The following is a 21,723-nucleotide window of genomic DNA, read 5'->3' on the forward strand; positions in this document are numbered from 1 at the left end:
CAACCGCCCCTCGACATCACAGGGTTGGGATGGAATCGCCTGAAACACGTGAGATGCACCCGCGCAGGGGCTCCGTGCTCCTCGCACTCCGCCACTACGGAAAGGAGTTGGGCCGCCTACGGCGGCTGACCGTCCCCGCCATGCTGCTCCCGGCGGTCGGCAACATCGGCATCAACTACATCGCGCCGCTGGTCGTCGCGAAGCTCGTCGCGCGGATCGCCGGTGACGCCCGGGTCACCGTCGGCGCGACGTGGCCGTACGTGCTCGTCTTCGCCGGCACCCTGCTGCTCGCCGAGGGGTTCTGGCGCGTCGGCCTGCACTGCCTCAACCGCCTCGACGCCCTGGGCGTCGAGCAGTTGTACGTGATCGGTATGGACGCGCTGTTCGCCAAGGACGCCGCGTTCTTCCACGACAACTTCGCCGGCTCGCTCACCAAGCGGGTGCTGAGCTTCGCCTCCCGCTTCGAGGACTTCGTCGACACCATGACCTTCCAGGTGGTGGGCAGCCTCGTACCGCTGCTGTTCGGTTCGGTGGTCCTGTGGCGCTACGAACCGCTCCTCGTCGTAGGGCTGTTGGCGATGCTCGTACTGACCGGCGCGTGCGTGGCGCCGCTGGTGCGGCGCCGGCAGGCCCTGGTCGACCTGCGGGAGGAGGCGATCGCCGAGGTCTCCGGCCATGTCGCCGACAGCCTCATGAACATGGACACGGTCCGTGCGTTCGCCGCCGAGGGACGGGAGGCCGCCGAACACCGCTCCCGTGTCGCCCGCTCCCGCCGCCTCACCCTGCGCTCCTGGGACTACGGCAACCTGCGCATCGACACCCTCGTCGCACCGCTCTCCGTGCTCACCAACGCGCTGGGCCTGCTGCTCGCCGTCGCGCTCGGCGGGGGAGCGCACGGCGTCGAGGCCGTCGTGGTCGCCTTCACGTACTACTCCAACGCGACCCGGATCATGTTCGAGTTCAACCAGATCTACCGCCGGCTGGAGAGCGCGATGACGGAGGCCGCGCAATTCACCGAGCTGCTGCTGAAGCCCCCGACCGTGCTCGACCCGCCGGTCCCCGAACCGGTGCGGTCCCAGGCGGCCGACGTGCGCTTCGAGCGGGTCCTCTTCGCCCACGCGGGCGCGGAGCCCCTCTTCCGGGGGCTCGACCTGACCGTGCCCAGCGGCGCGAAGGTCGGCCTGGTGGGCCGCTCCGGCGGCGGCAAGACCACCCTCGCCCGGCTGCTGCTGCGGATGACGGACATCGACGCCGGGCGCATCCTCGTCGGCGGCCAGGACATCAGCCGGCTGCGCCAGGCCGACCTGCGCGGACTGATGGCCTACGTCCCGCAGGACCCGGCGATGTTCCACCGCACCCTGCGGGAGAACATCGCCTTCGCCCGCCCGGACGCCACCGAGGCCGAGATCCGCCGGGCCGCCGACGCCGCCCACGTCACGGAGTTCGCCGACGCGTTGCCGGACGGCTTCGCCACCATGGTCGGCGAACGGGGCATCAAGCTCTCCGGCGGCCAGCGCCAGCGGGTCGCGCTCGCCCGGGCCATCCTGCGCGACGCCCCGATCCTGCTGCTCGACGAGGCGACCAGCGCGCTGGACTCCGAGAGCGAACTCCTCGTCCAGGAGGCGCTGTGGCGGCTCATGGAGGGGCGGACCGCGCTCGTGGTGGCGCACCGGCTGAGCACGGTCGCCGGCATGGACCGGCTCGTCGTGCTCGACCGGGGACGGATCGTGGAGCAGGGCACCCACCAGGAACTCCTCGCGGCCGAAGGCGCCTACGCCAAGCTGTGGCAGCACCAGTCGGGCGGATTCCTCGACGAGAGCACCGCCGGTTCCGACGTGGTTACCCGGTCCTGACCGGGCTCGCCCCGTGGACACCCTCTTGACGGCGCGCGGAGGTGGATCGACACTCCAGATGGGAATCCTAGTGAACAGGTAGGGAAACAATGGGGCGCTTCCAGCCGGTCACCAGCCGAGTGATCCGTACGCCCCTTCTGACCTCCCGCCGTCACATCGATCTGCTGCGGGTCCGCAGCGCCATCAGTCCCCTGCGCTGACACCCGCCCACCGCTCGACGACGCTTCCGCCGCGCGTCCGCGCGCCCGTCCCCGGGGAGACCCATGTCCAGCACGCCCTCCGCCGCCGTCCCGTCCGACCGGCCCGCCCCCGCCTTCCGCGGCCGCATCGGACGCGACGCGCGCAGCGGCCACTACGCCGTGCCGCGCCGCTACCGGCTGCACCTGTCCACCGCCGACCCCGACTGTCTGCGCATCGCCGTCACCCACAGCCTGCTCGGTCTCGACGACGTCTGCCCCGTGACCTACCTGCCCGCCGTGCCCGACCACGCCGACGGCGGCCACCGCGCCCTGCGCCCGCTCTACGAGGCCGGCGCCCACCACTACGCCGGACCGGCCGCCGCGCCGGTGCTCAGCGACGACTGGTCCGGACGGATCGTCAGCAACCACGCCCAGGACATCGTCCGCGACCTCGCCCGGCACTTCGGCACCGGCTGCCCCGACCTCCACCCGGCCGGCGCCGACTCCGAGATCGAGGCCGTCGAGCGGATGTGCGCCCAGGGCATCGAGGACGCCGCGCAGTGCGCCGGGGCGGCCGGCGCGGGACAGCCGGAACGCGACGCGGCCCTCGCCCGGCTGCTGGAGACACTGGGCGCGCTGGAACGCTGGCTGGACGGCCTCGAGTTCCTGATCCGCGACGAACTCACCGCCGCGGACGTCGAGTTGTGGGTGTCACTGGTACAGCTCGACACCGTGCACCGCCACCACCTGGACGCCGCCGCCGTCCAGCGCGTCGCCGACCACCCCCGGCTGTGGGCCTACGCCCGGCGGCTCGCCGCCCACCCCGCCTTCGGCGGCCGGCTCGACCTCGACGGCATCGCCCGCCGCCACGAGGCCCACTGCCGGGGCCTGGAGGCGGCCGGAGCCGCCGTCCAGATCCTGGACTGGGCGGCCCACGCGGCGGACGGAACCGAGGCCCGCCGCAGCTGAACGGCGTGCCGCGGCGTCCAGTCGGTGGACCGGCGTTGACATCCGTTCGGGCAATTGTCTAACTTACGGCCAGATCGGTCATGAGCGTCAGCGACAAGCCCTGGCTAGCTGACCGGCAACCCTCGCACGCGGTGGGGTGCCCCAGGTGACGACCGGACCGGATGACGTTTCGGTAAGCGCGAGGCCCACGGGCCCAGAAGAGTGACGGTGACGGACATGTACGCAGCGACCAGGACGGCCCCGCGCCGCTCCCAGGGCTGCGTACGGCCGTCCGCGAACCCGCTCGTCGCCGACCGCTCCGTCGATCTGCTCCGCGTCAACAGCGCACTGTGTACCGGACCGGGCTGCGCCCGCTGTCGAGGCTGACGCTCCTCCCAGCCCCCGCTTCCCGCGTTACCGACGAACACCGCCCGTGCGGTGAGCCGTTGTCCGCCAGCTCCCGGTCACTGCGTTTCCCTCCGTGCAACTGCGCCGCGGCGCAGGGTCGTCGACGGCTCCGCCGTCCTCGCCCAGCCACGGCCGCCGCGGTCCGGGTGTCCGACTTACCGCCGGAGCCCTCCATGAGTGAACCCCCAGGCACCACCGTGTCCCTGGCCGAGACACCGTCCGCCGACGCCCGGTCGGACCCCCCGGCTGCACTGACCGCGCAGCGCGTACTCCCGCTGCGCCGGCCCGGCCGGTGGGCCGTCACCGTGGTCGTGCTGGTCCTGGTCGCCCAGTTCGTCCACGGCCTGGCGACCAACCCGTTCTACCAGTGGAGCCGCTTCGGCTACTGGTTCCTGCGCCCGACGATCCTCGACGGACTCCTCATCACCCTCGAAGTGGCGGCGCTCAGCGCCGTGTTGGGGCTCGCCGGCGGCATCCTGCTCGCCGTCGCCCGGCTCTCGAAGAGCCCGGTGCTGCGCGCGGTGAGCTGGACCTACGTGTGGGCGCTGCGCTCCGTCCCGCTCATCGTCGTGCTGATCTTCCTCTACAACTTCAGCGCCCTGTACAAGACGCTCAGCGTCGGCGTCCCCTTCGGCCCCGCCTTCTTCTCCTTCGACGAGTCGAGGCTCGCCACCGACATGGCCGTCGCCGTCGTCGGCCTCAGCCTCAACGAGGCGGCGTACGCGGCCGAAGTGGTCCGCGGCGGCATCCTCTCCGTCGACCAGGGCCAGCACGAGGCGGCCTCCGCCCTCGGCCTGCCCAAGGCCTACCAGTTCCGCCGGATCGTCTTCCCGCAGGCGCTGCGCTCCATCACCCCGAACTACGTCAACCAGCTGATCGGCCTGGTCAAGAGCACCTCACTGGTCTTCTACGTCTCCCTGCTCGACCTCTTCGGCACGGCGCAGTCGATGGGCTCCACCTACCCCGGCGACATCGTGCCGCTGCTGCTGGTGGTCACCGTCTGGTACCTGATCCTGACCAGTGTCGTCTCCGTCGCCCAGTTCTACGTCGAGCGGTACTACGCCCGGGGCGCCACCCGCTCCCTGCCGCCGACCCCGCTGCAGAAACTCCGCGCCGGTCTCACCGACCTGCGGGCCCGCATCCGCAGGGAGGCCGCGATATGACCACCACGACAGCCGAACCGCCGACGGAGATCGTGCCCGCCGCCGTCGACGTGCACAACGTGCACAAGTGGTACGGCGCCCACCGGGTGCTGGACGGCGTCGACCTGACGATACGGCCCGGCGAGGTCACCGTGATCCTCGGCCCGTCCGGCTCCGGGAAGTCCACCCTGCTGCGGGTCGTCAACCACCTGGAGAAGCCCGAGATCGGCTACGTCAGCGTCAACGGCGAGCTGATCGGGGTGAAGCGCCAAGGGGAGCGATTGAAGGAGCTGAGCGAGCGGGCGATCCTGGCCCAGCGCGGCCGCATCGGGTTCGTCTTCCAGAACTTCAACCTGTTCCCGCATCTCACCGTCCTGGACAACGTGGCCGCGGCCCCGGTCGCCACCGGCAGGCTCACCAAGCCCGAAGCGCTGGAACTGGCACGGGAGTTGCTCGGCCGGGTCGGTCTCGCGGAGAAGACCGGCGCCTACCCGCGACAGCTGTCCGGCGGTCAGCAGCAGCGGGTGGCGATCGCCCGCGCCCTCGCCCTGCGCCCCGGCGTCATCCTCTTCGACGAGCCGACCTCCGCCCTCGACCCCGAACTCGTCGGCGAAGTCCTCGCCGTCATCAAGGATCTGGCGACCAGCGGCACCACCCTCGTCATCGTCACCCACGAGATCGGCTTCGCCCGCGAGGTCGCCGACCGGGTGGTCTTCATCGACGCCGGAAAGATCGTCGAACAGGGCCCGCCGCACGAGGTCCTCGACCGGCCCCACCACGAGCGGACCAGGGACTTCCTCAGCAAGGTCCTTTAGCCGCCCGCCACTTCAGCCGCGTCCGCCACCCTCCCGAACACCCCGAACACCGAGCCTAGGAACAGCCATGTCTTCCCTCAGCCTCCGCAGCGGACTCGTCCGCGGCCTCACCGCGGGCACCGTCGTCGCCTCCCTCGCCGGCGGGCTCGCCGCCTGCGGTGGCGACAGCGACGCCGCCACCACGACCGACAGCGCGGCCGGCACGGTCACCGTGGGCGCGCTCTCCAACGGCGCCGCCAAGCAGGCCACGCTCAAGGTCTCCGAAGTGAAGTCGATCAGCGCCGAACTGCCCAAGTCCGTGGCGAAGAACGGCACGTTGAAGGTGGGCGTCGGCTTCCTGCCCGCCGGGTCCCCGCCGCTGGGTTACGTCGGCTCGGATCAGAAGACCCTCACCGGCTCCGAAGCCGACTTCGGCCGGCTGGTCGCCGCCGTCCTCGGCCTCAAGCCGGAGCTGCAGAACTCGACCTGGGAGAACCTCTTCATCGGCCTCGACAGCGGCAAGGTCCAGGTCGCCATCTCCAACGTCACCGTCACCGAGGAGCGCAAGCAGAAGTACGAGTTCGCCTCCTACCGGCAGGACAACCTCGGCTTCGCGGTGCCGGCGAGCAGCAAGTGGAGCTTCGGCGGCGACTACGAGAGCCTGGCCGGCAAGACCGTCGCCGTCGGCGCCGGCACCAACCAGGAGCGGATCCTCCTGGAGTGGAAGAAGAAGCTGGCGGCCGAGGGCAAGAAGCTCACCGTCAAGTACTTCCAGGACAACAACAGCACCTATCTCGCCCTGGCCGCCGGCAAGATCGACGCCTACTTCGCCCCGAACCCCTCGGTCGCCTACCAGGTCAGCCAGACCAAGGGCACGGCCAAGGCGGTCCGCAACGCGGGCACCTACTCCGGCGCCGGCGCGACCCTCCAGGGCCTGATCGCGGCCACCGCGAAGAAGGGCAGCGGCTTCGCCAAGCCGTTCGCCGACGCGATCAACTACCTGATCGAGAACGGGCAGTACGCCAAGTGGCTGGCCGCCTGGAACCTCTCCAACGAGGCCGTCGCCAAGTCCCAGGTCAACCCGCCCGGACTGCCGCTCAGCGACTCCTGACCCACCCGTTCAGTGAGGGGCCCCCGCCGCCGCACGGCGGGGTCCCCGCCCGCACGACCAGCACCGGAGCCGTCACCCGATGTCTACCACCGTCAGTGTCGAAACCACCCTCTCCCACGTTCTGGACAATGCCGCCTGGGCCGCGCTCACCGGCCCGCACGCCCACTTCGCCGAGCGCCTGGGCCGCGCCGTCCGCTACCCCGTGGACGTGGCCGGCTTCCACGCCCTGACCGACATCGACGACCCGCGCGCCTGGGCGGACCTGGCCGCGCTCGTCGGGCCCGGCGGCACGGCCGCCGTGAGCGGTGTGGCGAAGGCCCCCGACGGCTGGGAGATCGTCCGCAGCGGCCGGGGCGTCCAGCTCGTGGACACCGGGCTGCGCGCCGAACCGGACTCCGAGGCGGTACGCCTGGGCCCCGCCGACGTACCCGAGATCCTCGACCTCGTCGCCCGCACCCGGCCCGGCCCCTACCTGCCCCGCACGATCGAGATGGGTACCTACCTCGGGATCCGCCACCGCGGCCGGCTCGTCGCCCTGGCCGGCGAACGCGTGCGGCCGCCGGGCTGGACCGAGATCAGCGCGGTCTGCACCGACCCCGGCCACCGCGGCCGGGGCCTCGCCACCCGGCTGGTGCGCGCCGTCGCCGCCGGCATCAAGGAGCGCGGCGACCACCCCTTCCTGCACGCCGCCGCCGACAACGGGGGCGCGATCCGGCTCTACGAGTCGATCGGTTTCACCCTGCGCCGCCCTACGGTCTTCTCGCTCGTCCGGCCCACCCGTCCGACCGCCGCCGCCGCGGTGGAAGAAACGGCGTAGCGGTGCTGTTGCCGTACTTGATGCCGGACTCCGTGGAGGTGCAGGACATGCGCAGCGCGTCCCCTCTCCCCGCGCCCGAGTCGGTGCCGCGCCGTCGGGTGCGCCTCACCACCCGGTCACACATCGATCTGCTGCGGGTGGCCGGCGCGCTCTGTCGCCCCTGACCCCGCCCCCGTCCGTCGGCCGGGGCCCCTTCGCCGCGTTCCCCGGCCCGCCCGCGTACCTGTCCACGGGCCGGTGATCTCGTACGGACCTCCAGGAAGGCACCCTCGTGTCCTCGACCCCCCTTTCCCCGCTGCATCTCGCCGTCGCCCTCGACGGCACCGGCTGGCACCCCGCCTCCTGGCGCGAGCCGGTCGCGCGCCCCCGGGAGCTGTTCACCGCCGCCTACTGGGCCGGCCTCGTCGCCGAGGCCGAGCGCGGCCTCCTCGACTTCGTGACCTTCGAGGACGGCCTCGGCCTCCAGTCCTCCCACTACGCCGAACCGGACGGCCGCACCGACCAGGTCCGCGGCCGGCTCGACGCCGTACTGACCGCCGCCCGCATCGCACCCCTCACCCGGCACATAGGTCTGGTGCCGACCGTGGTGACCACGCACACCGAGCCGTTCCACATCTCCAAGGCGATCGCCACGCTCGACTACGTCAGCTCGGGCCGGGCCGGCCTGCGGGTGCAGATCTCCGCCCGTCCGCACGAGGCCGACCACTTCGGCCGCCGCACCTTCCCGCCCTTCCGCCTCGAAGACCTCGCGTCGCCGGCCGGGCAGGAGCGGCTGGCCGGCCACTTCGACGAGGCCGCCGACCACATCGAGGTCGTCCGCCGCCTCTGGGACAGCTGGGAGGACGACGCCGAGATCAGGGACGTCGCCACCGGCCGCTTCGTCGACCGGGACAAGCTGCACTACATCGACTTCGAGGGCCGCCACTTCAGCGTCAAGGGCCCCTCCATCACCCCCCGGCCGCCCCAGGGCCAGCCCCTCGTCAGCGCCCTCGCCCACCAGACGATCCCCTACCGGCTGGTGGCCCGCGCCACCGACCTCGGCTACGTCACCCCGCACGACGCCGGCCAGGCCCGGGAGATCGTCGCCGAGATCCGCGCCGAACAGCGCGCCGCCGGCCGGGCCGACGAGACCGTGCACATCTTCGGCGACCTGGTGGTCTTCCTCGACGACGACCCGGCCGAGGCGGTGGCCCGCCGCGAACGCCTCGACGCCCTCGCGGGGGAGCCGTACACCGGTGACGCCCGGATCTTCACCGGTACGCCCGCCCAACTCGCCGACCTTCTCCAGGAGTTGCAGAGCGAGGGGCTGACCGGGTTCCGGCTGCGGCCCGCCGTCGCCGGGCACGACCTGCCGGCGATCACCCGGGGTCTGGTCCCCGAACTCCAGCGCCGGTCCGCCTTCCGCCGCGCCTACGAGGCCGACACCCTGCGCGGCCTGCTCGGTCTCGCCCGCCCCGCCAACCGCTACGCCGCATCCGCCTGAGCCGGAGGGACCGTACGACCATGAGCAAGCCCCTGAAGCAGATCCACCTGGCCGCCCACTTCCCCGGTGTCAACAACACCACCGTGTGGAGCGACCCCGCGGCCGGCAGCCACATCGAGTTCAGCTCCTTCGCCCACCTCGCACGGACCGCCGAACGCGCCAAGTTCGACTTCCTCTTCCTCGCCGAGGGCCTCCGGCTGCGCGAACAGGGCGGCAAGATATACGACTTGGACGTGGTCGGCCGCCCCGACACCTTCACCGTCCTCGCCGCGCTCGCCGCCGTCACCGAACACCTCGGACTGACCGGCACCATCAACTCCACCTTCAACGAGCCCTACGAGGTGGCCCGCCAGTTCGCCAGCCTCGACCACCTCTCCGGCGGCCGCTCCGCCTGGAACGTCGTCACCTCCTGGGACGCCTTCACCGGCGAGAACTTCCGCCGCGGCGGCTTCCTCCCGCAGGAGGAGCGCTACTCCCGGGCCAAGGAGTTCCTGGCCACCACCAACGAACTCTTCGACTCCTGGCGCGGCGACGAGATCCTCGCCGACCAGGCCACCGGCGCCTTCCTGCGTGACGCCAAGGCCGGCGCCTTCGTCCACCAAGGCCAACACTTCGACATCCACGGCCAGTTCAACGTCCCGCGCTCCCCGCAGGGCCGCCCGGTCATCTTCCAGGCGGGCGACTCAGAGGAGGGCCGCGAGTTCGCCGCCTCCGGTGCCGACGCCATCTTCAGCCGGTACAGCACCCTCGACGAGGGCCGCGCCTTCTACACCGACGTCAAGTCCCGCCTCGCCAAGTACGGCCGCGCCAGAGACCAGTTGCTCATCCTGCCCGCCGCCACCTTCGTGCTCGGCGACACCGACGCCGAGGCCGAGGAGCTGGCCAAGGAGGTCAGGCGCCAGCAGGTCAGCGGCGCCACCGCGATCAAGCACCTGGAGTTCGTGTGGAACCGGGACCTGTCCTCCTACGACCCGGACGGCCCCCTGCCCGACATCGACCCGGACACCGGCGACAACCACATCTCCAAGGGCCGCGCCCAGGTGCGTATGTACCGCGACCCGCTGGCCACCGCCCGCGAGTGGCGTGAGCGGGCCGCCGCGAACGGCTGGTCCATCCGCGACCTGGTCATCGAGACCGGCAACCGGCAGGCGTTCATCGGCTCCCCGGCCACCGTCGCGAAGACCATCAACGACTTCGTGCAGGCCGACGCCGGCGACGGTTTCATCCTCGTCCCGCACATCACGCCGGGCGGCCTCGACCCGTTCGCCGACAAGGTGGTCCCCCTCCTCCAGGAACAGGGCGTCTTCCGCACCGAGTACGAGGGCCCCACCCTCCGCGACCACCTCGGCCTCGCCCACCCCGACGGCGTACGCGACGAGCGGGCCGCGTCGTGAAGTTCCTCGCGATCACCCTGATCGTCCACCGCCCCGACCCGGTCACCGGTGTGCTGAAGTCCACCCAGGAGCGCTTCCGCGAGGTCGTCGACAACGCCTGCTCGCCGAGGAGTCGGGCTTCGACGGGTTCGGGGTGGGGGAGCGGCACGAGCGGCCGTTCATCTCCTCCTCGCCCACGGTCGTCCTCAGCCACATCGCGGCGCTCACCCGCCGCATCCGCCTCTTCACCGCCGTCACCACCCTGAGCCTGCTCGACCCGGTCCGCGCCTACGAGGACCACGCCACCCTGGACCACCTCTCCGGCGGCCGGCTCGACCCGATCATCGGCAAGGGCAACGGCGCCGCCCAGCGCGACCTCTTCCACGTCACCCCCAACGCCGAGAGCTACGAGGTGTTCCGGCAGACCTGGCGCCAGGACAGGGTGACCGCCGCGACCCGTTTCCGGCCGGAGCTGACGGACGCCGAGGTGTGGCCGCGGCCCTACCAGCGGCCGGTGCGGGTCTGGCACGGCAGCGCGACCAGCAGGGAGAGCGTCGACCTGGCGGCCCGCCGGCTACGGACCCTGGGTGCGCTCCATCCGTACCGCGGCGGGCGCCATCGAGTTCCCCACGCCCGAGGAGGCCCGCGCCCACGTCTGGACCGACGAGGACCGGGCGCTGGTCCAGGACCGGCTGGACACCCAGTTCGTGGGTTCGCCCGGCCGGGTCGCCGACCGGCCCGAACAACTCCAGGAGGCCACCGGCGCCGACGAGTTGCTGATCACCACGATCACCCACGACCAGGCGGACCGGGTGCGGTCCTACGAGCTGCTGGCGCGGGAGTGGCACCGTCGGTGAGGGGGTAACGCCGTGGCCGGGGAACGTTTCCCTCCCCCGAAGGCAACGTTCCCCGGCCATCCCCCGGCGCCGGACAGTGGTCCGTCCGCCCGTGTGCGGCTGCGCTCATGCTGTTACCAGCACATCACCGCGGTTTCCCCCGAACCCCACGTGGAGTACAGGCGCACACGGACGAAGTAGCGGCGGCCCTTGACGAGCCTGACCCTGAGTGTGGCGTTGTGCGGTGTTCCCCCGTCGTCCTGTCCGGCCAGGAAGCGCGGTTCCCCCTCCCGCTCCTCGAAGACCACGACCACCGTGTCGGTCTCCCCGAAGACACCCGCCGTGTACTCGCGGGTCTCCGGCGGATCGATCACGAAGTCCGCCTGCCCGCCCGGCCCCAGGCGCAGCGGAGCCGAGCGGAACGGCACCAGCTCGGTCGGCCGGGGAGGGTCGGCCGGCGGGTACCAGCGCAGGACGAACTCCTTGTCGGAGGGCGAGAGCCCACCGGACGGGTGCAGACCCGCCCGGTACTGCTCAGGCTCCAGGATCAGTCCTGACGCGAACGGGTACTCCATGATCGACTGCGGGTCCCAGACGGAGCCGTTGACCTCGTCCGGGTCCAGCTTGCGCAGGATGTTGAAATACGTCTTGTCACGGTTCCAGTAGTTCGGCGGGCCCGCCAGATCGGCGTAGACCGCCTCGTCGTCCCAGTGGATGCCCGCGAACGGGCTCTGGTGCTCATGGAGCATGCCGAGCGCGTGCCCGATCTCGTGCAGGGCCGTACCGCGCTGTCCCGGCGCGGTCAGATCCCAACCGAGGTTCATCGTGCGCTCGTTGACCCCGACCGACAGCGCGTCGCGCCCCACCGCCGACCACGAGCCGTCGCCGGGCTGGAACCCGATCCGCAGTTCCGCCTCCGAACGGTCGCCGACCTCGGTGAACGAGACTCCGGTCCCGAGCTCCTGCCACTCGCGGAAACACTCCCGTACGACGTTCTGCTGCTCCTCGGCGCCGGCCCACGACACCCGCCGGGTCTCACCCGTCCCGGGAACCGGGATGGCGGAACCGTCGATGTCGCCCCCGTTGCCGACGCCGAAGAAGTAGTAGTGCAGAACCGTGCCGTTGACCCACATCCGGCGTCCGCCGATGAGCGCACCGACCCGCTCGGCGGCCAGTCCCGGTCCGAAGGACGGGGCCGGCTGCTGCGCGAGAGAGCAGTACCGTGCGGTCATGTGCTCAGACTGCCCCTCGCCCTCCCCGGGCGCCTGAGTCGCGGGCTACTCAAGTCCCCCTGTATCAGGAGTGAGTAGGCCGACTCCTGTTGGCGTGACGATTGACGAGCAGCACGCAAGGACCCTCGAACTGCCCTGGCCGTTCACGGGACGCGAGGACGAGATCGAACTGGTCCGCCGGTCGCTGGCCGCCGGACGGACCGGCATCGTGGTGACCGGTCCGGCGGGGCGGGGCAAGACCCGGCTCGCCACGGAGGCCGTGCGGGGCACCGACTGCGCCAGGGTGACCGGGACGCCCGAGGCCCGCGGACTCCCCTTCGCCGCCTTCGCCCACCTGCTGCCCGAGCACGTCACCCTGCACCGCGCCGTACAACTCCTTGCCGGAATACGGCTGTTGCTCGTGGACGACGCGCATCTGCTCGACGACGCCTCGGCCGCCCTGGTCCACCAGCTCGCCGTACACGGCCGGATCCGCCTGCTGGTCGTGGTCGCCGACGACCACCCGGTGCCCGGCGCGGTCTCCCGCCTGTGGACCGGCGAACTCCTGCCACGCCTCGCGCTCGAACCGCTGCCCCGGGAGGAGACGGCCCAGCTGCTGACGGCCGCCGCCGGGGGCGTGCCCGAGCCGCTCACCGCGAACCGGCTGCACCGCCTCTGCCAGGGCGATCTGCGGCTGCTGCGCGACCTGCTCGGCGCGGTCCGCGAACGCGCGCCGCTCACCAGGGCCGAAGAGGGGGACGAGTGGACCTGGCGCGGCCCGCTCCCGGTCACCGCGGCCGTACGCGAACGCGCCGCGCGGGTGCTGGACCGCACCGGTCCGGCCGAGCGCGAGACGCTGGAGCGGCTGGCCTTCGCCGAACCGCTGCCGCCGGCCATGGACGACTTCGACCTCGGCGTCCTCGAACACCTGGAGAACGAGGACCTGATCCACGTCGACGAGAAGGGCGCCGTCACGCTCGTCCACCCCCTGCACGGGCCGGCCCTGCGCGCGGCGGCCGGCCGGCTCCGGGCCCGCCGGCTCGCCCGCGCGCCCGGCCAGTGCGGACCGGCCCTGGCCGCCGAACGGGCCGCGCTGGTCCGCCGTATCGACCTGGCCGACGTACGGCTGCCGTCAACTCCGGTGGGGGAGTGGCTCGTTGCGGAGGACGCGCTGGTGCCGGCCGGCTACGCCGCCGTACGGGCCCGGTTCGCCCGGCTGCGCGGAGAGCTGCGCGAGGCCACGGCGTGGGCCCGCGAAGGACTGCGGGAGACACCGGCGGACCCCGACTGCCAGGCCGAACTCGCCCTCGCCGCAGCCCAGTCGGACGAGACCGGGACCGCCCGGCCGCTGCCCCGCACGGGGGCCGGGCCCGCCGCGGCGCCCGACGCCGCCGACGGGACCGGGGCGAGTGCGGGCGCGTACGCCCTCTACGACGCCGTGCGCCTCGGTGCTCCCGAGGGGGTCGCCGAACGGCTGGCCCGGCTGCCGGGCGAGGGCGCGGCCGTGTTCGCCCGGCACGCCGACGCGCTCGCCCGGGGCGACGGACCGGCGCTCGACGCGGCGGCCGGGACCCTGGAGGCGCGCGGCTTCCTGCTCTTCGCCGCCGAGGCGCACGCCCAGGCCGTACGGGCCCACCGCGACCCGCGTGCCGCCCGGCTCTCCCGCACCCGCGCGGTCGCCCTCGCCCGCCGCTGCCAGGGCGCCCGCACCCCGGCCCTCTCCGGCCTCGTCCTGGGCGAACTCACCGCCAGGCAGCGCCAGATCGTCACCCTCGCCGCCGCCGGCCTCAGCAACCGGCAGATCGCCGAACGCCTCACCCTCTCGGTCCGCACGGTCGGCAACCACCTCTACAGCGCGTACACCCGGCTCGGCGGGAGTGATCGCGGCGCCCTCCCGTGGCTGGTGGAGCTGCCGGAGGCGCGGTCGGCCTGACCGCCGAGGGGGAGGAGGAGCGGCCGGACGAGGAGGGGCGGCCGGGCGAACGGGAGCGGCCGGGCGAGGGGGAGCGGTCGTCGGTCAGGCCGCCCCGAACGCCGAGAACGCCCAGCCCGTCGCCCGGTGCACCGCGTCCCCGGGCTGGGCGGCCCGGGCGTCACGCAGCGCCTCGGCGAGGGAGAGACCCGAACCGAGACCCTGGTGGAGCGCGAGCATCAGGGGCACCACGGCGGCGTCGTTGACGGGGGCGCTGCTCGCGACCACCCCGGCCGTGCCCAGCGGGAGCAGGGCGGTGACCAGGCCCAGCAGTTCGTCCGCGCCCACCGAGGCGAAGCGGGCGGTGTCGCAGCTGGAGAGGATGATGCGGTACGGGCTGCGGTCGAGGCGCTCGAAGTCGTGGACGATCAGCGGCCCGTCGGCCATCCGCAGGGACGAGAAGAGCGGACTGTCCGAGCGGAACGTACCGTGCGCGGCGATGTGCGCCAGCGCCGCCCCGTCGAGTGCGGTCAGCACCCGCGGCACCCGGGCGTCATCGTGCTCCAGCAGCGTGGGACGGCCGTAGCGGTCGGCCAGTTCGGGCACCTCCGCGCCGCCGGTCGCCAGACCCGGACCGCGCACCAGGACATGCCGGCCGCCCGGCGGCGGCTCCGTCCCACGGGCCCGCAGCCAGCTGCCGGCGGACGGCGACACACTGAGCACCCGCTCGCGCAGGGCGGGCAACAGGGCCCAGGGAACCCGGTGCAGCCGCCCCGGCGGCACCACGACCACCGGCCCCGACCCCAGATGCCGGGCGGCCTCGCCGAGCAGCAGTTCCTCCAGCCGCCGCCCCGCCGCCTCCACCACCGGCAGCCGTGCCTCCGCCCCAGGATGCGCCAGCCGCCGCAGCCCCGCCTGCACGTACTCCGCCTCGGTCACCGCCTCCGCGAGCAGCCCCGCCTCGAACCGCCGTACCCGCCCCTGCCCGCACAGCAGCACGTGCACCCGCCCGTCCAGCACGGCGAGTTCGACCAGCCGCGTGCCACCCAGCCGGGCCAGCAGCCGCGCGGGGTCGAAGCGGTCGCCGTCACCGGGCGACTCACCGCGCATGTGCAGGGTGCGTGAGCGCACCGCCCGCTCCAGGCGCCGCTGTTCACGCTCCAGGGCCGGGATGGGACGGCCCTCCGTCCGGGCCTGTTCCGCGCGGGCGGCGATCTCCCGGAACGCGGTCAGCGCGCTCAGCAGCACCGGGTCGGCGGGCGGCCGGTTGGGCGGGGTGGAGAGCACGGTGGCCCGCCACCGCTCGCTCCACACCAGCAGCCGCCGGGGGCCGCCGGAGGAGAGACTGGCCCGCTGCGCCAGCGCGGCGAGTTCGGCGCCCTGCGCGGTCGCCCTGGCCCTGAGCTCCGAGGCGCCGAGCGTCATCCGGTGGTCGTCGAGGACGTCGAGCCCGCGCCGGCAGGCCTCCAGCACCCCGCGGGGCGACCCGGCGGCCTCGGCGCGCAGCGCCTGCGCGGCCCAGCCCGTCATCCCCGCCAGCGGCGGCCCGCCGTGTCTGCTGCGCGCGGCCACCGCCAAGTGCCGCTCCGCGTCGGTCCGCCAGCCCAGCGCCAGCGCGATCCGCCCCGCCAGCAGCGACGCCTCAGGGGCGGCCGGTGAACCGAACCCCGCCAGCCGTTCCGCCACCGCGGCGGCGTCACCGACCAGCCGTCCCGACACCCGCCCGGCGGTGACCCGCGCCTCCAGCAGCACCAGCCGGGCGTGCGTCTCCCACCAGGTGCGCCGCTGCCCCGCGAAGAGCCGTACCGCGAGCGCCGCCCGCGCCGTCGCCGTGGCCGGATCGTCCGCGAGCCGCGCGGCGCGGGCGGCGACGAGCAACAGCTCGGCCTTGCGGGTCGACTGTCCGCCGATGCCGTCGAGCACTCCGATCGCCGCGTCCGCCTGGGCGAGCGCCTCGGGCGCGAGCCCGGCGCCCATCAGCACCTCGCAGCGCCGGATGGTGAGCACGAACGTCGGGGTGGCGAGCTTGGCGTACCGCTCCTCCGCGTCGTCGAGGAGCCGCAGCGCCACCGGGATGTCCCCCGAGCGGAACGCGGCCAGACCCCGGCTCTCCACCGCGTCCGCCTTGTCGTGCTCCTGGCCGGTGGTCTCCCACAGCACCTCGGCCGCCGCGAAGTCGGCGTCCGCCCGGTCCACCGCGCCGAGGGCCAGATGCACGGTCGCCCGCAGGGTGAGCGCCCGCGCCGTCCAGATCACGTCGTCCGCCTGCCGCAGTACGGGGATCGCCCGCCGTACGTCCTCCAGCGCCTCCCGGTGCCGGCCCAGGACCTCCCACACGTACGCCCGCCGGTACAGCACCCGGGCCCGGGTGTGCCCCGTCCCGCGCGCCACTCCCCGCTCGAACGCCTCAAGGCCCTGCCGGGTACGGCCCGCGTGCACCAGCGCCACCCCGAGCGTGCCCAGCACGTCGGCCTCCCGCTCGGCCGACTCCGCGCGCGCCGCCAGGTCACGGGCGCGCCGCAGATGGCGCAGGGCGAGCCGGGTGTCGCCGAAGTCCCGCTGCCACATGCCGATCACCTGGTGCGCGACGGAGGCCCGGAACGGCGACGGATCACCGGCGAGCACCTGCCGCGCGCCGGCCAGCGCCTCACCGGGGGCGGCGAACACCATCGGCAGGAGGTCCAGGACCGAGTCGCTTCCCGCTGTCACTCCTCGGATGGTAGTGGCCCCGGTGGGGGTCACACAGGGCCGGCGCTGTATCAAGTGAGGTCTCCACGACTCTGATTGACGACCACCGCCTCAGTGGGAGGATCCCCCATGGCACCACAGCGATTCCACGAGCAGTTCGACCAGATCCAGCGCTCGATGCCCGAAGTCCCCCTGGCGTTGGGGCCGGAGGACTCCGCGGAGTTCTTCTACGAGAAGGGCGTCGTCCTCGCCCGCGACGGCGAGGAGGCCCGGCTCGTCGAGGACACGGTCCGCACGCACTTCACCGAGGCCACCGGGCTCACCGCCGACCAGGTGCGCCGGGCCGGCCCCGAGACCAACCGGTCGGGCATCACCCGTATCCAGGTCGGCGACCCCGGCCACGGCGACCGGCGCGGCGACCGCGCCGTGGCGCACGCCCTGCGCGCCCTGCGGGAACCCGAGGGCCGGTCGGGCCGCCGGCTGGTCAGCCGCAACCACGTGGTGTCGATCGCGGTGAACGCCTGCCCGGGCGACGAACCCGTGCCCGCCCCCCTCGCCCGGGGCGCCAACCCGGCCCCCGCCGAGACCGTCTTCGACCCCGACACGGCCGTCGGCGTCCTGGTCATCGACACCGGGCTCATGCGCGACTACCGCTCCTACCCCCTGCTGGCCCACACCCATGGCGACGCCCAGCTCAGCGAGTGCGGCGACGACGGCGTGCTCCAGCAGTACGTGGGACACGGCACGTTCATCGCCGGACTGGTCGCGGCCGTCGCGCCCAACACGGAGGTGACGGTCCGCAACACGCTCAACGACGCCGGCGCCATCCTCGAATCCGACTTCGGCGAGGCCCTGTTCGCCGCCGTCGACGAGCACGGCTGGCCCGACGTCATCAGCCTCTCCGCCGGCACCACCAACGGCCGCACCGACGGACTCCTCGGCGTCGAGGGCTTCATGCGGGCGCTGCGCGCGGAGCGCACCCTGCTCGTCGCCGCGGCCGGCAACAACGCCAGCGCCACCCCGTTCTGGCCCGCCGCCTACGCCGGCCTGCCCGACCACGAGGACGTGGTGCTGTCGGTCGGAGCGCTGCGCGGCGACGGCGAGTTCGGGGCCTGCTTCAGCAACCACGGTGCCTGGGTGACGAGTTACGCCCCGGGCGAGCGCCTCGTCGGCCCCCTCACCGGGTTCGACGCACCGGTGCCCTACATCTACCAGCACTCCACCTACGACGCCTGCCGGTTCGGGTTCACCTACTCCTGCACCTGCCAGTACCCGTCGCACACCGGGGCGTTGAGCGCGGAACGGGAGACCGCCACGGGCAAACCGGACCAGGTGATGTTCGAGGGGTTCGCGCACTGGAGCGGCACCTCCTTCGCCGCCCCGGTCGCCGCCGGAATGGTGGCCGCGCACATGACGGCGCACAAGGAGACCGACCCGCGCACCGCCCGGCGGCAACTCCTCACCGCCAACACCGAGTACGCGGAGGTGCGCGGGGCGCATGTCCCGGCGCTCCGTCCGCCCACCTGGCGCCCGGCCCCCGTGGTGGCGCTCGCTCCTCCCGCATGACGGCCGGAACCTCCCGCTCCACGGCGTACGATGACATGCCGTACACGAGGGGTGGGGCCGTGGACCGTGCAGTTGTCGGCGCGCATGTCCAGTCCGCCGTCGACGGCGACGCGGCGGCCTGGAAAGCGCTTGTGGAAGGGCTGAGCCCCCTGGTGTGGTCCGTGGTGCGCGCGCACCGGCTCTCCGACGCCGACGCCCACGAGGTGTACCAGACCGTGTGGTTCCGCTTCGCCCAGCATCTGGGGCGGATCAGGGAACCGGAGAAGGCGGGCTCGTGGCTGGCGAGCACCGCGCGCAACGAATGCCTGAAGGTGCTGAAGGCCCTGCGGCGGCTGATGCCGACCGACGATCCCCGGCTCCTGGACCGGATCAGCGAGGACCGCACCCCGGAGCAGTCGCTGCTGGACTCGGAGGAGGCGGACGCCCAGGCCGAGCGCATCCGGCGGTTGTGGCAGGAGTTCGAGGAACTGGGGGACCGGTGCAGGCAGTTGCTGCGCATCCTGATCGCCTCCCCGCCGCCCAGTTACCAGGAGGTGTCCGCGGCCCTGGGTATCGCCGTGGGCAGTATCGGCCCGCTGCGCCAGCGCTGTCTGCGCCGGCTGCGGGCCCGGCTCGACGCGCGAGGGGCGGTGTGAGCGGTATGCACGGCGACGACACGTTCGACGAGGGGGCCCAAGAGCCCATCGGCGGCGCGGAGTTCGACCCGGAGGAGTTCGCCGACGGGCTGCTGGAGGAGGAATTGCGGCAGGCCGCCGCCATCCTGGACCCGGTCCCGGCCGAACTGCGGCTGCTCGCCACCGAGGCCTACGTCCTGCTCGACGTGGAGGCGCGGCTGGCCGAGCTGACCTTCGACTCGCTGGTCGACGCGATCCCGGTGCGGGGCGCCACCGACGTACCCCGCATGCTCACCTTCGTGGCCGGTGACCTCACCGTCGACATCGAGGTGACCGCCGAGGGACTGATGGGCCAGCTCCTGCCGCCGCAGCCGGCCGGCATCGAGGTGCTGAACGGCCCGCAGACCTTGGCGCCCACCACTCTCACCGCCGACGGCATGGGCCGTTTCACCAGTGATGTGACACCGAGCGGCCCGTTCGCGCTCCGGCTCCGGGCCGGCGGAGGGGTGGTCGTCACCGAGTGGCTGCGGGCCTGACCCGCGCGGCCCCTGACCCGCGCGGCCCTGGACGGCCTTACCAGGTGACCGGCAGGGTCCGCGGCCCCCGGATCATGGTCTTCCGGCGCCAGCCGATCTCCGCCGCCGGGACGGCGAGCCGCAGCCCCGGCAGCCGGTCCAGCAGGGTGCCGACGAGCAGTTCGATCTGGAACCGGGCGAGCACCGCGCCCGTGCAGTAGTGGGTGCCGTTGCCGAAGGCCAGATGCGGGTTGGGGTCGCGGTCGACGTCGATGCCGTCCGGGTCCGGGAAGACGTCCGGGTCACGGTTGGCCGCGAGATAGGAGACGTAGACCGGGTCGCCCGCGGCGATGCGCAGCCCGTGCAGTTCGACGTCCTCCAGCGCGATCCGGGCCAGGCCCACCGAGGCGCGGTGCGGGATGTGGCGCAGGAGTTCGTCGAGGGCGGCCTCGCGCGACTCCGGCTGTGCGCGCAGCCGCTCCGCCAACTCCGGCCGGGTGAGCAGCAGATAGAGCATCTGGCCGGAGTTGTGGGTGACCGCCTCGCCGCCGATCTGCAGCGGACCGGCGAGGCCGACCGCCTCCTGCTCGCTGATCTCGCCGCGCGCCACGGCGGTGCCGAGGAGCGAGTACACGTCGTCGCCGGTGCTCCCGGCGCGGGCGCGGACGGTCTCCGTGATCCAGGCGTACATCCCCTCCTTGGCCCGCTCGGCCGCCTCGGCGCCGCCGGAGGTGGAGATGATCTGCCGGGTCCAGGAGTGCACCCGCTCCTGGTCGCCGCCGGGCACCCCCATGACCTCGCTGACCACGGTGATCGGGAAGGGCTCCAGCACCCGCTCGACCAGATCGACGGGCGGTCCCTCCCGTACGACGGCGTCGACCAGCCCGTCGAGCAGCTGCTGCGCCCGGGGCCGCAGCCGCCTCATCGCGCCCACGGTGAACGCCCCGGCGATCGCCCTGCGCAGCCGGTTGTGGTCCGGCTGGTCGGCGAAGGCGAGCGAGCCCGTGCGCGGTTTGAAGTGCGGGGCGAGCCGGGTCACCTGCCGGGTGGCGAGCTCCGCGCGGCCGAACCGGGGATCGTTGGTGATCATCCGTACGTCGTCGTAACGGGTGGCCAGCCAGGCCCAGCCCTCGCCGTGCGGCAGCCGGATCCGGGTCAGCGGGCCCTCCCGCATCAGCCCCGCGAGGACGGGGTCGAACTCGGTCCCGGCCAAATCGAGCGCGGGCCACTCCCGGACGGGCGGGGGCGCGGGACGGCCGGTCAGTGTGCTGGTCTCCTCGGTCATGCTGTCCACCCTCGTACGGCGGGGGACGGCTGTCCTGCGGGAGTGCTCCAGCCGGAGGTCAGCGCGGGACGGCCGTGACGAGCGCCGCCAGCGCCGACGCGAGCCGGGAGAGTCCGGGGCCCGGGGGACCGCCGGGCTCCGTCATGTAGGTGTCCCGCCGGATCTCCACCATCAGGGCGCTCACCGCGGGCTCCCGGCCGTAGTACTCCAGCGGTACGTAGGCCCCGCCGAACGGGGTGTCCAGGCCGGTTCCGCCGCACGGGGCGAACGCCTCGCGGGCCGCCGACAGCAGGGCGGGCGGGGTGTGGAAGGGGTCGGTGCCGAGGCAGACGGGCGGCCGGGGGCCGGTGCCGTGCAGCTCGTAGGGGAGCGGGGTGCTCGGGTAGGAGTGGACGTCGATGACGACGGCCCGTCCGGTGGCCGCGAGCCGGCCGGCGACCGCCTCCGTCATCGCCCGCGCGTAGGGGCGGAAGTAGCGGTCGACCAGCGGGGCCGGGTCGTGGCCGGCGGCCCGCAGGGCGGCGCGGTGCGTGGTCCTCGTGTAGACCGCGCCCATGCCGACGGCGAGCATCTCCTCGCGTTCGTCGGGGAACCGCTCGGGGTCCACCACCAGGCGCGACAGCCGGTTGACGAACCGCCACGGAGTGGGCACACACAACTGGGCTGCCTCGGCGGCGAGTTCGGCCGTGTGCCCGTCGGTGATGTGGTCCAACTCCCGCGTCAGCTCCGCGTCGTCCAGCACGAGGTCCGCCCGGACCCCGGCCGGTATCTCCCGCGCCGAGTGCGGCACATGGAGGATCACGGGCGACTCCCCGGCGCCGGGCAGCAGGTGGAAGGAGGGCGGGGCGGGCGGCACGGGCTGCTCCGGGCGGTGTGGGTCGGCGGGGCACGAGGGCCGCTGCGCACGATCACGTGCACGGTCACGTCGGTCTGCTGCTCGTCGGTGAGGGTGGAGAGCAGGACCGGCTCGCTGGAGTGCGGCTGGACC

17 protein-coding genes, 2 pseudogenes and 1 riboswitch are annotated in these 21,723 nt (G+C 73.2%); of the genes and pseudogenes, 14 read left to right on the forward strand and 5 right to left on the reverse strand.

What is annotated here, in order from left to right:
- The first annotated feature begins 29 nt into the window (after positions 1 to 29).
- The 10 genes and pseudogenes from ABZT12_RS25855 to ABZT12_RS25900 all read left to right on the forward strand — a co-directional run bounded on the left by ABZT12_RS25855 (position 30) and on the right by ABZT12_RS25900 (position 10,965).
- Positions 30 to 1,853, forward strand: a complete 1,824-nt coding sequence (locus ABZT12_RS25855; protein ID WP_356388799.1) for an ABC transporter ATP-binding protein — start codon at positions 30 to 32, stop codon at positions 1,851 to 1,853.
- Between the two features lie 263 nt (positions 1,854 to 2,116).
- Positions 2,117 to 3,001: a glutathione S-transferase C-terminal domain-containing protein gene (locus tag ABZT12_RS25860; protein WP_356388801.1), complete on the forward strand. Its 885-nt coding sequence runs from the start codon at positions 2,117 to 2,119 to the stop codon at positions 2,999 to 3,001.
- Between the two features lie 76 nt (positions 3,002 to 3,077).
- Positions 3,078 to 3,186, forward strand: a riboswitch (SAM riboswitch).
- Between the two features lie 375 nt (positions 3,187 to 3,561).
- Positions 3,562 to 4,551, forward strand: a complete 990-nt coding sequence (locus ABZT12_RS25865; protein WP_356388803.1) for an amino acid ABC transporter permease — start codon at positions 3,562 to 3,564, stop codon at positions 4,549 to 4,551.
- Positions 4,548 to 5,345 carry an amino acid ABC transporter ATP-binding protein gene (locus tag ABZT12_RS25870; protein ID WP_356388806.1) on the forward strand — a complete coding sequence of 266 codons (798 nt, stop codon included), beginning with the start codon at positions 4,548 to 4,550 and terminating at the stop codon, positions 5,343 to 5,345. The genes ABZT12_RS25865 and ABZT12_RS25870 overlap by 4 nt, the downstream gene beginning before the upstream one ends.
- Before the next feature lie 67 nt (positions 5,346 to 5,412).
- A complete protein-coding gene (locus ABZT12_RS25875) occupies positions 5,413 to 6,435 on the forward strand; it encodes an ABC transporter substrate-binding protein (protein WP_356388808.1) in 1,023 nt (340 codons plus the stop codon).
- A gap of 79 nt (positions 6,436 to 6,514) precedes the next feature.
- Complete coding sequence (locus ABZT12_RS25880) at positions 6,515 to 7,252, forward strand: GNAT family N-acetyltransferase (protein WP_356388810.1); 738 nt, start codon at positions 6,515 to 6,517, stop codon at positions 7,250 to 7,252.
- A gap of 271 nt (positions 7,253 to 7,523) precedes the next feature.
- A complete protein-coding gene (locus tag ABZT12_RS25885; protein WP_356388812.1) occupies positions 7,524 to 8,735 on the forward strand; it encodes an LLM class flavin-dependent oxidoreductase in 1,212 nt (403 codons plus the stop codon).
- Between the two features lie 20 nt (positions 8,736 to 8,755).
- A complete protein-coding gene (locus ABZT12_RS25890; protein ID WP_356388814.1) occupies positions 8,756 to 10,129 on the forward strand; it encodes an NtaA/DmoA family FMN-dependent monooxygenase in 1,374 nt (457 codons plus the stop codon).
- Positions 10,126 to 10,679: pseudogene (locus ABZT12_RS25895) on the forward strand (LLM class flavin-dependent oxidoreductase); the annotation flags it as partial. The gene ABZT12_RS25890 and the pseudogene ABZT12_RS25895, both read left to right, overlap by 4 nt.
- A 16-nt stretch (positions 10,680 to 10,695) precedes the next feature.
- Positions 10,696 to 10,965, forward strand: a complete 270-nt coding sequence (locus tag ABZT12_RS25900; RefSeq protein WP_356388842.1) for a hypothetical protein — start codon at positions 10,696 to 10,698, stop codon at positions 10,963 to 10,965.
- 113 nt (positions 10,966 to 11,078) lie between these two features.
- On the opposite strand, the gene ABZT12_RS25905 is transcribed toward ABZT12_RS25900, so the two are convergent.
- On the reverse strand, positions 11,079 to 12,176 hold the full coding sequence (locus tag ABZT12_RS25905) for a M12 family metallopeptidase (RefSeq protein WP_356388816.1): 1,098 nt from the start codon (positions 12,174 to 12,176) through the stop codon (positions 11,079 to 11,081).
- A 94-nt stretch (positions 12,177 to 12,270) separates the two neighbouring features.
- On the opposite strand from ABZT12_RS25905, the gene ABZT12_RS25910 reads away from it, so the two are divergent.
- Complete coding sequence (locus ABZT12_RS25910; RefSeq protein ID WP_356388818.1) at positions 12,271 to 14,088, forward strand: LuxR C-terminal-related transcriptional regulator; 1,818 nt, start codon at positions 12,271 to 12,273, stop codon at positions 14,086 to 14,088.
- A gap of 84 nt (positions 14,089 to 14,172) precedes the next feature.
- Here ABZT12_RS25910 and ABZT12_RS25915 read toward each other — a convergent pair whose 3' ends face one another.
- The gene (locus ABZT12_RS25915; protein ID WP_356388820.1) at positions 14,173 to 16,776 is read right to left on the reverse strand and encodes a CHAT domain-containing protein; all 2,604 of its coding nucleotides are present in this window, start codon (positions 16,774 to 16,776) and stop codon (positions 14,173 to 14,175) included.
- Between the two features lie 108 nt (positions 16,777 to 16,884).
- Between ABZT12_RS25915 and ABZT12_RS25920 the strand changes: the two genes are divergently transcribed.
- The 3 genes from ABZT12_RS25920 to ABZT12_RS25930 are packed head-to-tail and all read left to right on the forward strand — an operon-like array spanning position 16,885 to position 19,471.
- Complete coding sequence (locus ABZT12_RS25920; RefSeq protein WP_356388822.1) at positions 16,885 to 18,321, forward strand: S8/S53 family peptidase; 1,437 nt, start codon at positions 16,885 to 16,887, stop codon at positions 18,319 to 18,321.
- Positions 18,318 to 18,956, forward strand: coding sequence for a sigma-70 family RNA polymerase sigma factor (locus ABZT12_RS25925; RefSeq protein WP_356388824.1), 639 nt, complete (start codon positions 18,318 to 18,320; stop codon positions 18,954 to 18,956). The genes ABZT12_RS25920 and ABZT12_RS25925 overlap by 4 nt, the downstream gene beginning before the upstream one ends.
- The gene (locus ABZT12_RS25930) at positions 18,953 to 19,471 is read left to right on the forward strand and encodes a hypothetical protein (protein WP_356388826.1); all 519 of its coding nucleotides are present in this window, start codon (positions 18,953 to 18,955) and stop codon (positions 19,469 to 19,471) included. The genes ABZT12_RS25925 and ABZT12_RS25930 overlap by 4 nt, the downstream gene beginning before the upstream one ends.
- A gap of 37 nt (positions 19,472 to 19,508) precedes the next feature.
- On the opposite strand, the gene ABZT12_RS25935 is transcribed toward ABZT12_RS25930, so the two are convergent.
- From ABZT12_RS25935 to ABZT12_RS25945, 3 genes and pseudogenes are all read right to left on the reverse strand, one after another.
- On the reverse strand, positions 19,509 to 20,735 hold the full coding sequence (locus ABZT12_RS25935; protein ID WP_356388828.1) for a cytochrome P450: 1,227 nt from the start codon (positions 20,733 to 20,735) through the stop codon (positions 19,509 to 19,511).
- A gap of 58 nt (positions 20,736 to 20,793) precedes the next feature.
- Positions 20,794 to 21,591 carry an N-formylglutamate amidohydrolase gene (locus ABZT12_RS25940; RefSeq protein ID WP_356388830.1) on the reverse strand — a complete coding sequence of 266 codons (798 nt, stop codon included), beginning with the start codon at positions 21,589 to 21,591 and terminating at the stop codon, positions 20,794 to 20,796.
- A gap of 38 nt (positions 21,592 to 21,629) precedes the next feature.
- Positions 21,630 to 21,723, reverse strand: a pseudogene (locus tag ABZT12_RS25945) (DUF5719 family protein); the annotation flags it as partial.

Origin of the sequence: Streptomyces sp. NPDC005423 (assembly GCF_040606415.1) — a bacterium.
GTDB lineage: Bacteria > Actinomycetota > Actinomycetes > Streptomycetales > Streptomycetaceae > Streptomyces.

Bases quoted from the DNA above. Each gene is read 5' to 3' on its own strand.
- ABZT12_RS25880 (WP_356388810.1), top strand. From the start codon at position 6,515: ATGTCTACCACCGTCAGTGTCGAAACCACCCTCTCCCACGTTCTGGAC.
- ABZT12_RS25855 (WP_356388799.1), top strand. From the start codon at position 30: ATGGAATCGCCTGAAACACGTGAGATGCACCCGCGCAGGGGCTCCGTG.
- ABZT12_RS25870 (WP_356388806.1), top strand. From the start codon at position 4,548: ATGACCACCACGACAGCCGAACCGCCGACGGAGATCGTGCCCGCCGCC.
- ABZT12_RS25890 (WP_356388814.1), top strand. From the start codon at position 8,756: ATGAGCAAGCCCCTGAAGCAGATCCACCTGGCCGCCCACTTCCCCGGT.
- ABZT12_RS25935 (WP_356388828.1), bottom strand. From the start codon at position 20,735: ATGACCGAGGAGACCAGCACACTGACCGGCCGTCCCGCGCCCCCGCCC.
- ABZT12_RS25860 (WP_356388801.1), top strand. From the start codon at position 2,117: ATGTCCAGCACGCCCTCCGCCGCCGTCCCGTCCGACCGGCCCGCCCCC.
- ABZT12_RS25875 (WP_356388808.1), top strand. From the start codon at position 5,413: ATGTCTTCCCTCAGCCTCCGCAGCGGACTCGTCCGCGGCCTCACCGCG.
- ABZT12_RS25925 (WP_356388824.1), top strand. From the start codon at position 18,318: ATGACGGCCGGAACCTCCCGCTCCACGGCGTACGATGACATGCCGTAC.
- ABZT12_RS25865 (WP_356388803.1), top strand. From the start codon at position 3,562: ATGAGTGAACCCCCAGGCACCACCGTGTCCCTGGCCGAGACACCGTCC.
- ABZT12_RS25920 (WP_356388822.1), top strand. From the start codon at position 16,885: ATGGCACCACAGCGATTCCACGAGCAGTTCGACCAGATCCAGCGCTCG.
- ABZT12_RS25905 (WP_356388816.1), bottom strand. From the start codon at position 12,176: ATGACCGCACGGTACTGCTCTCTCGCGCAGCAGCCGGCCCCGTCCTTC.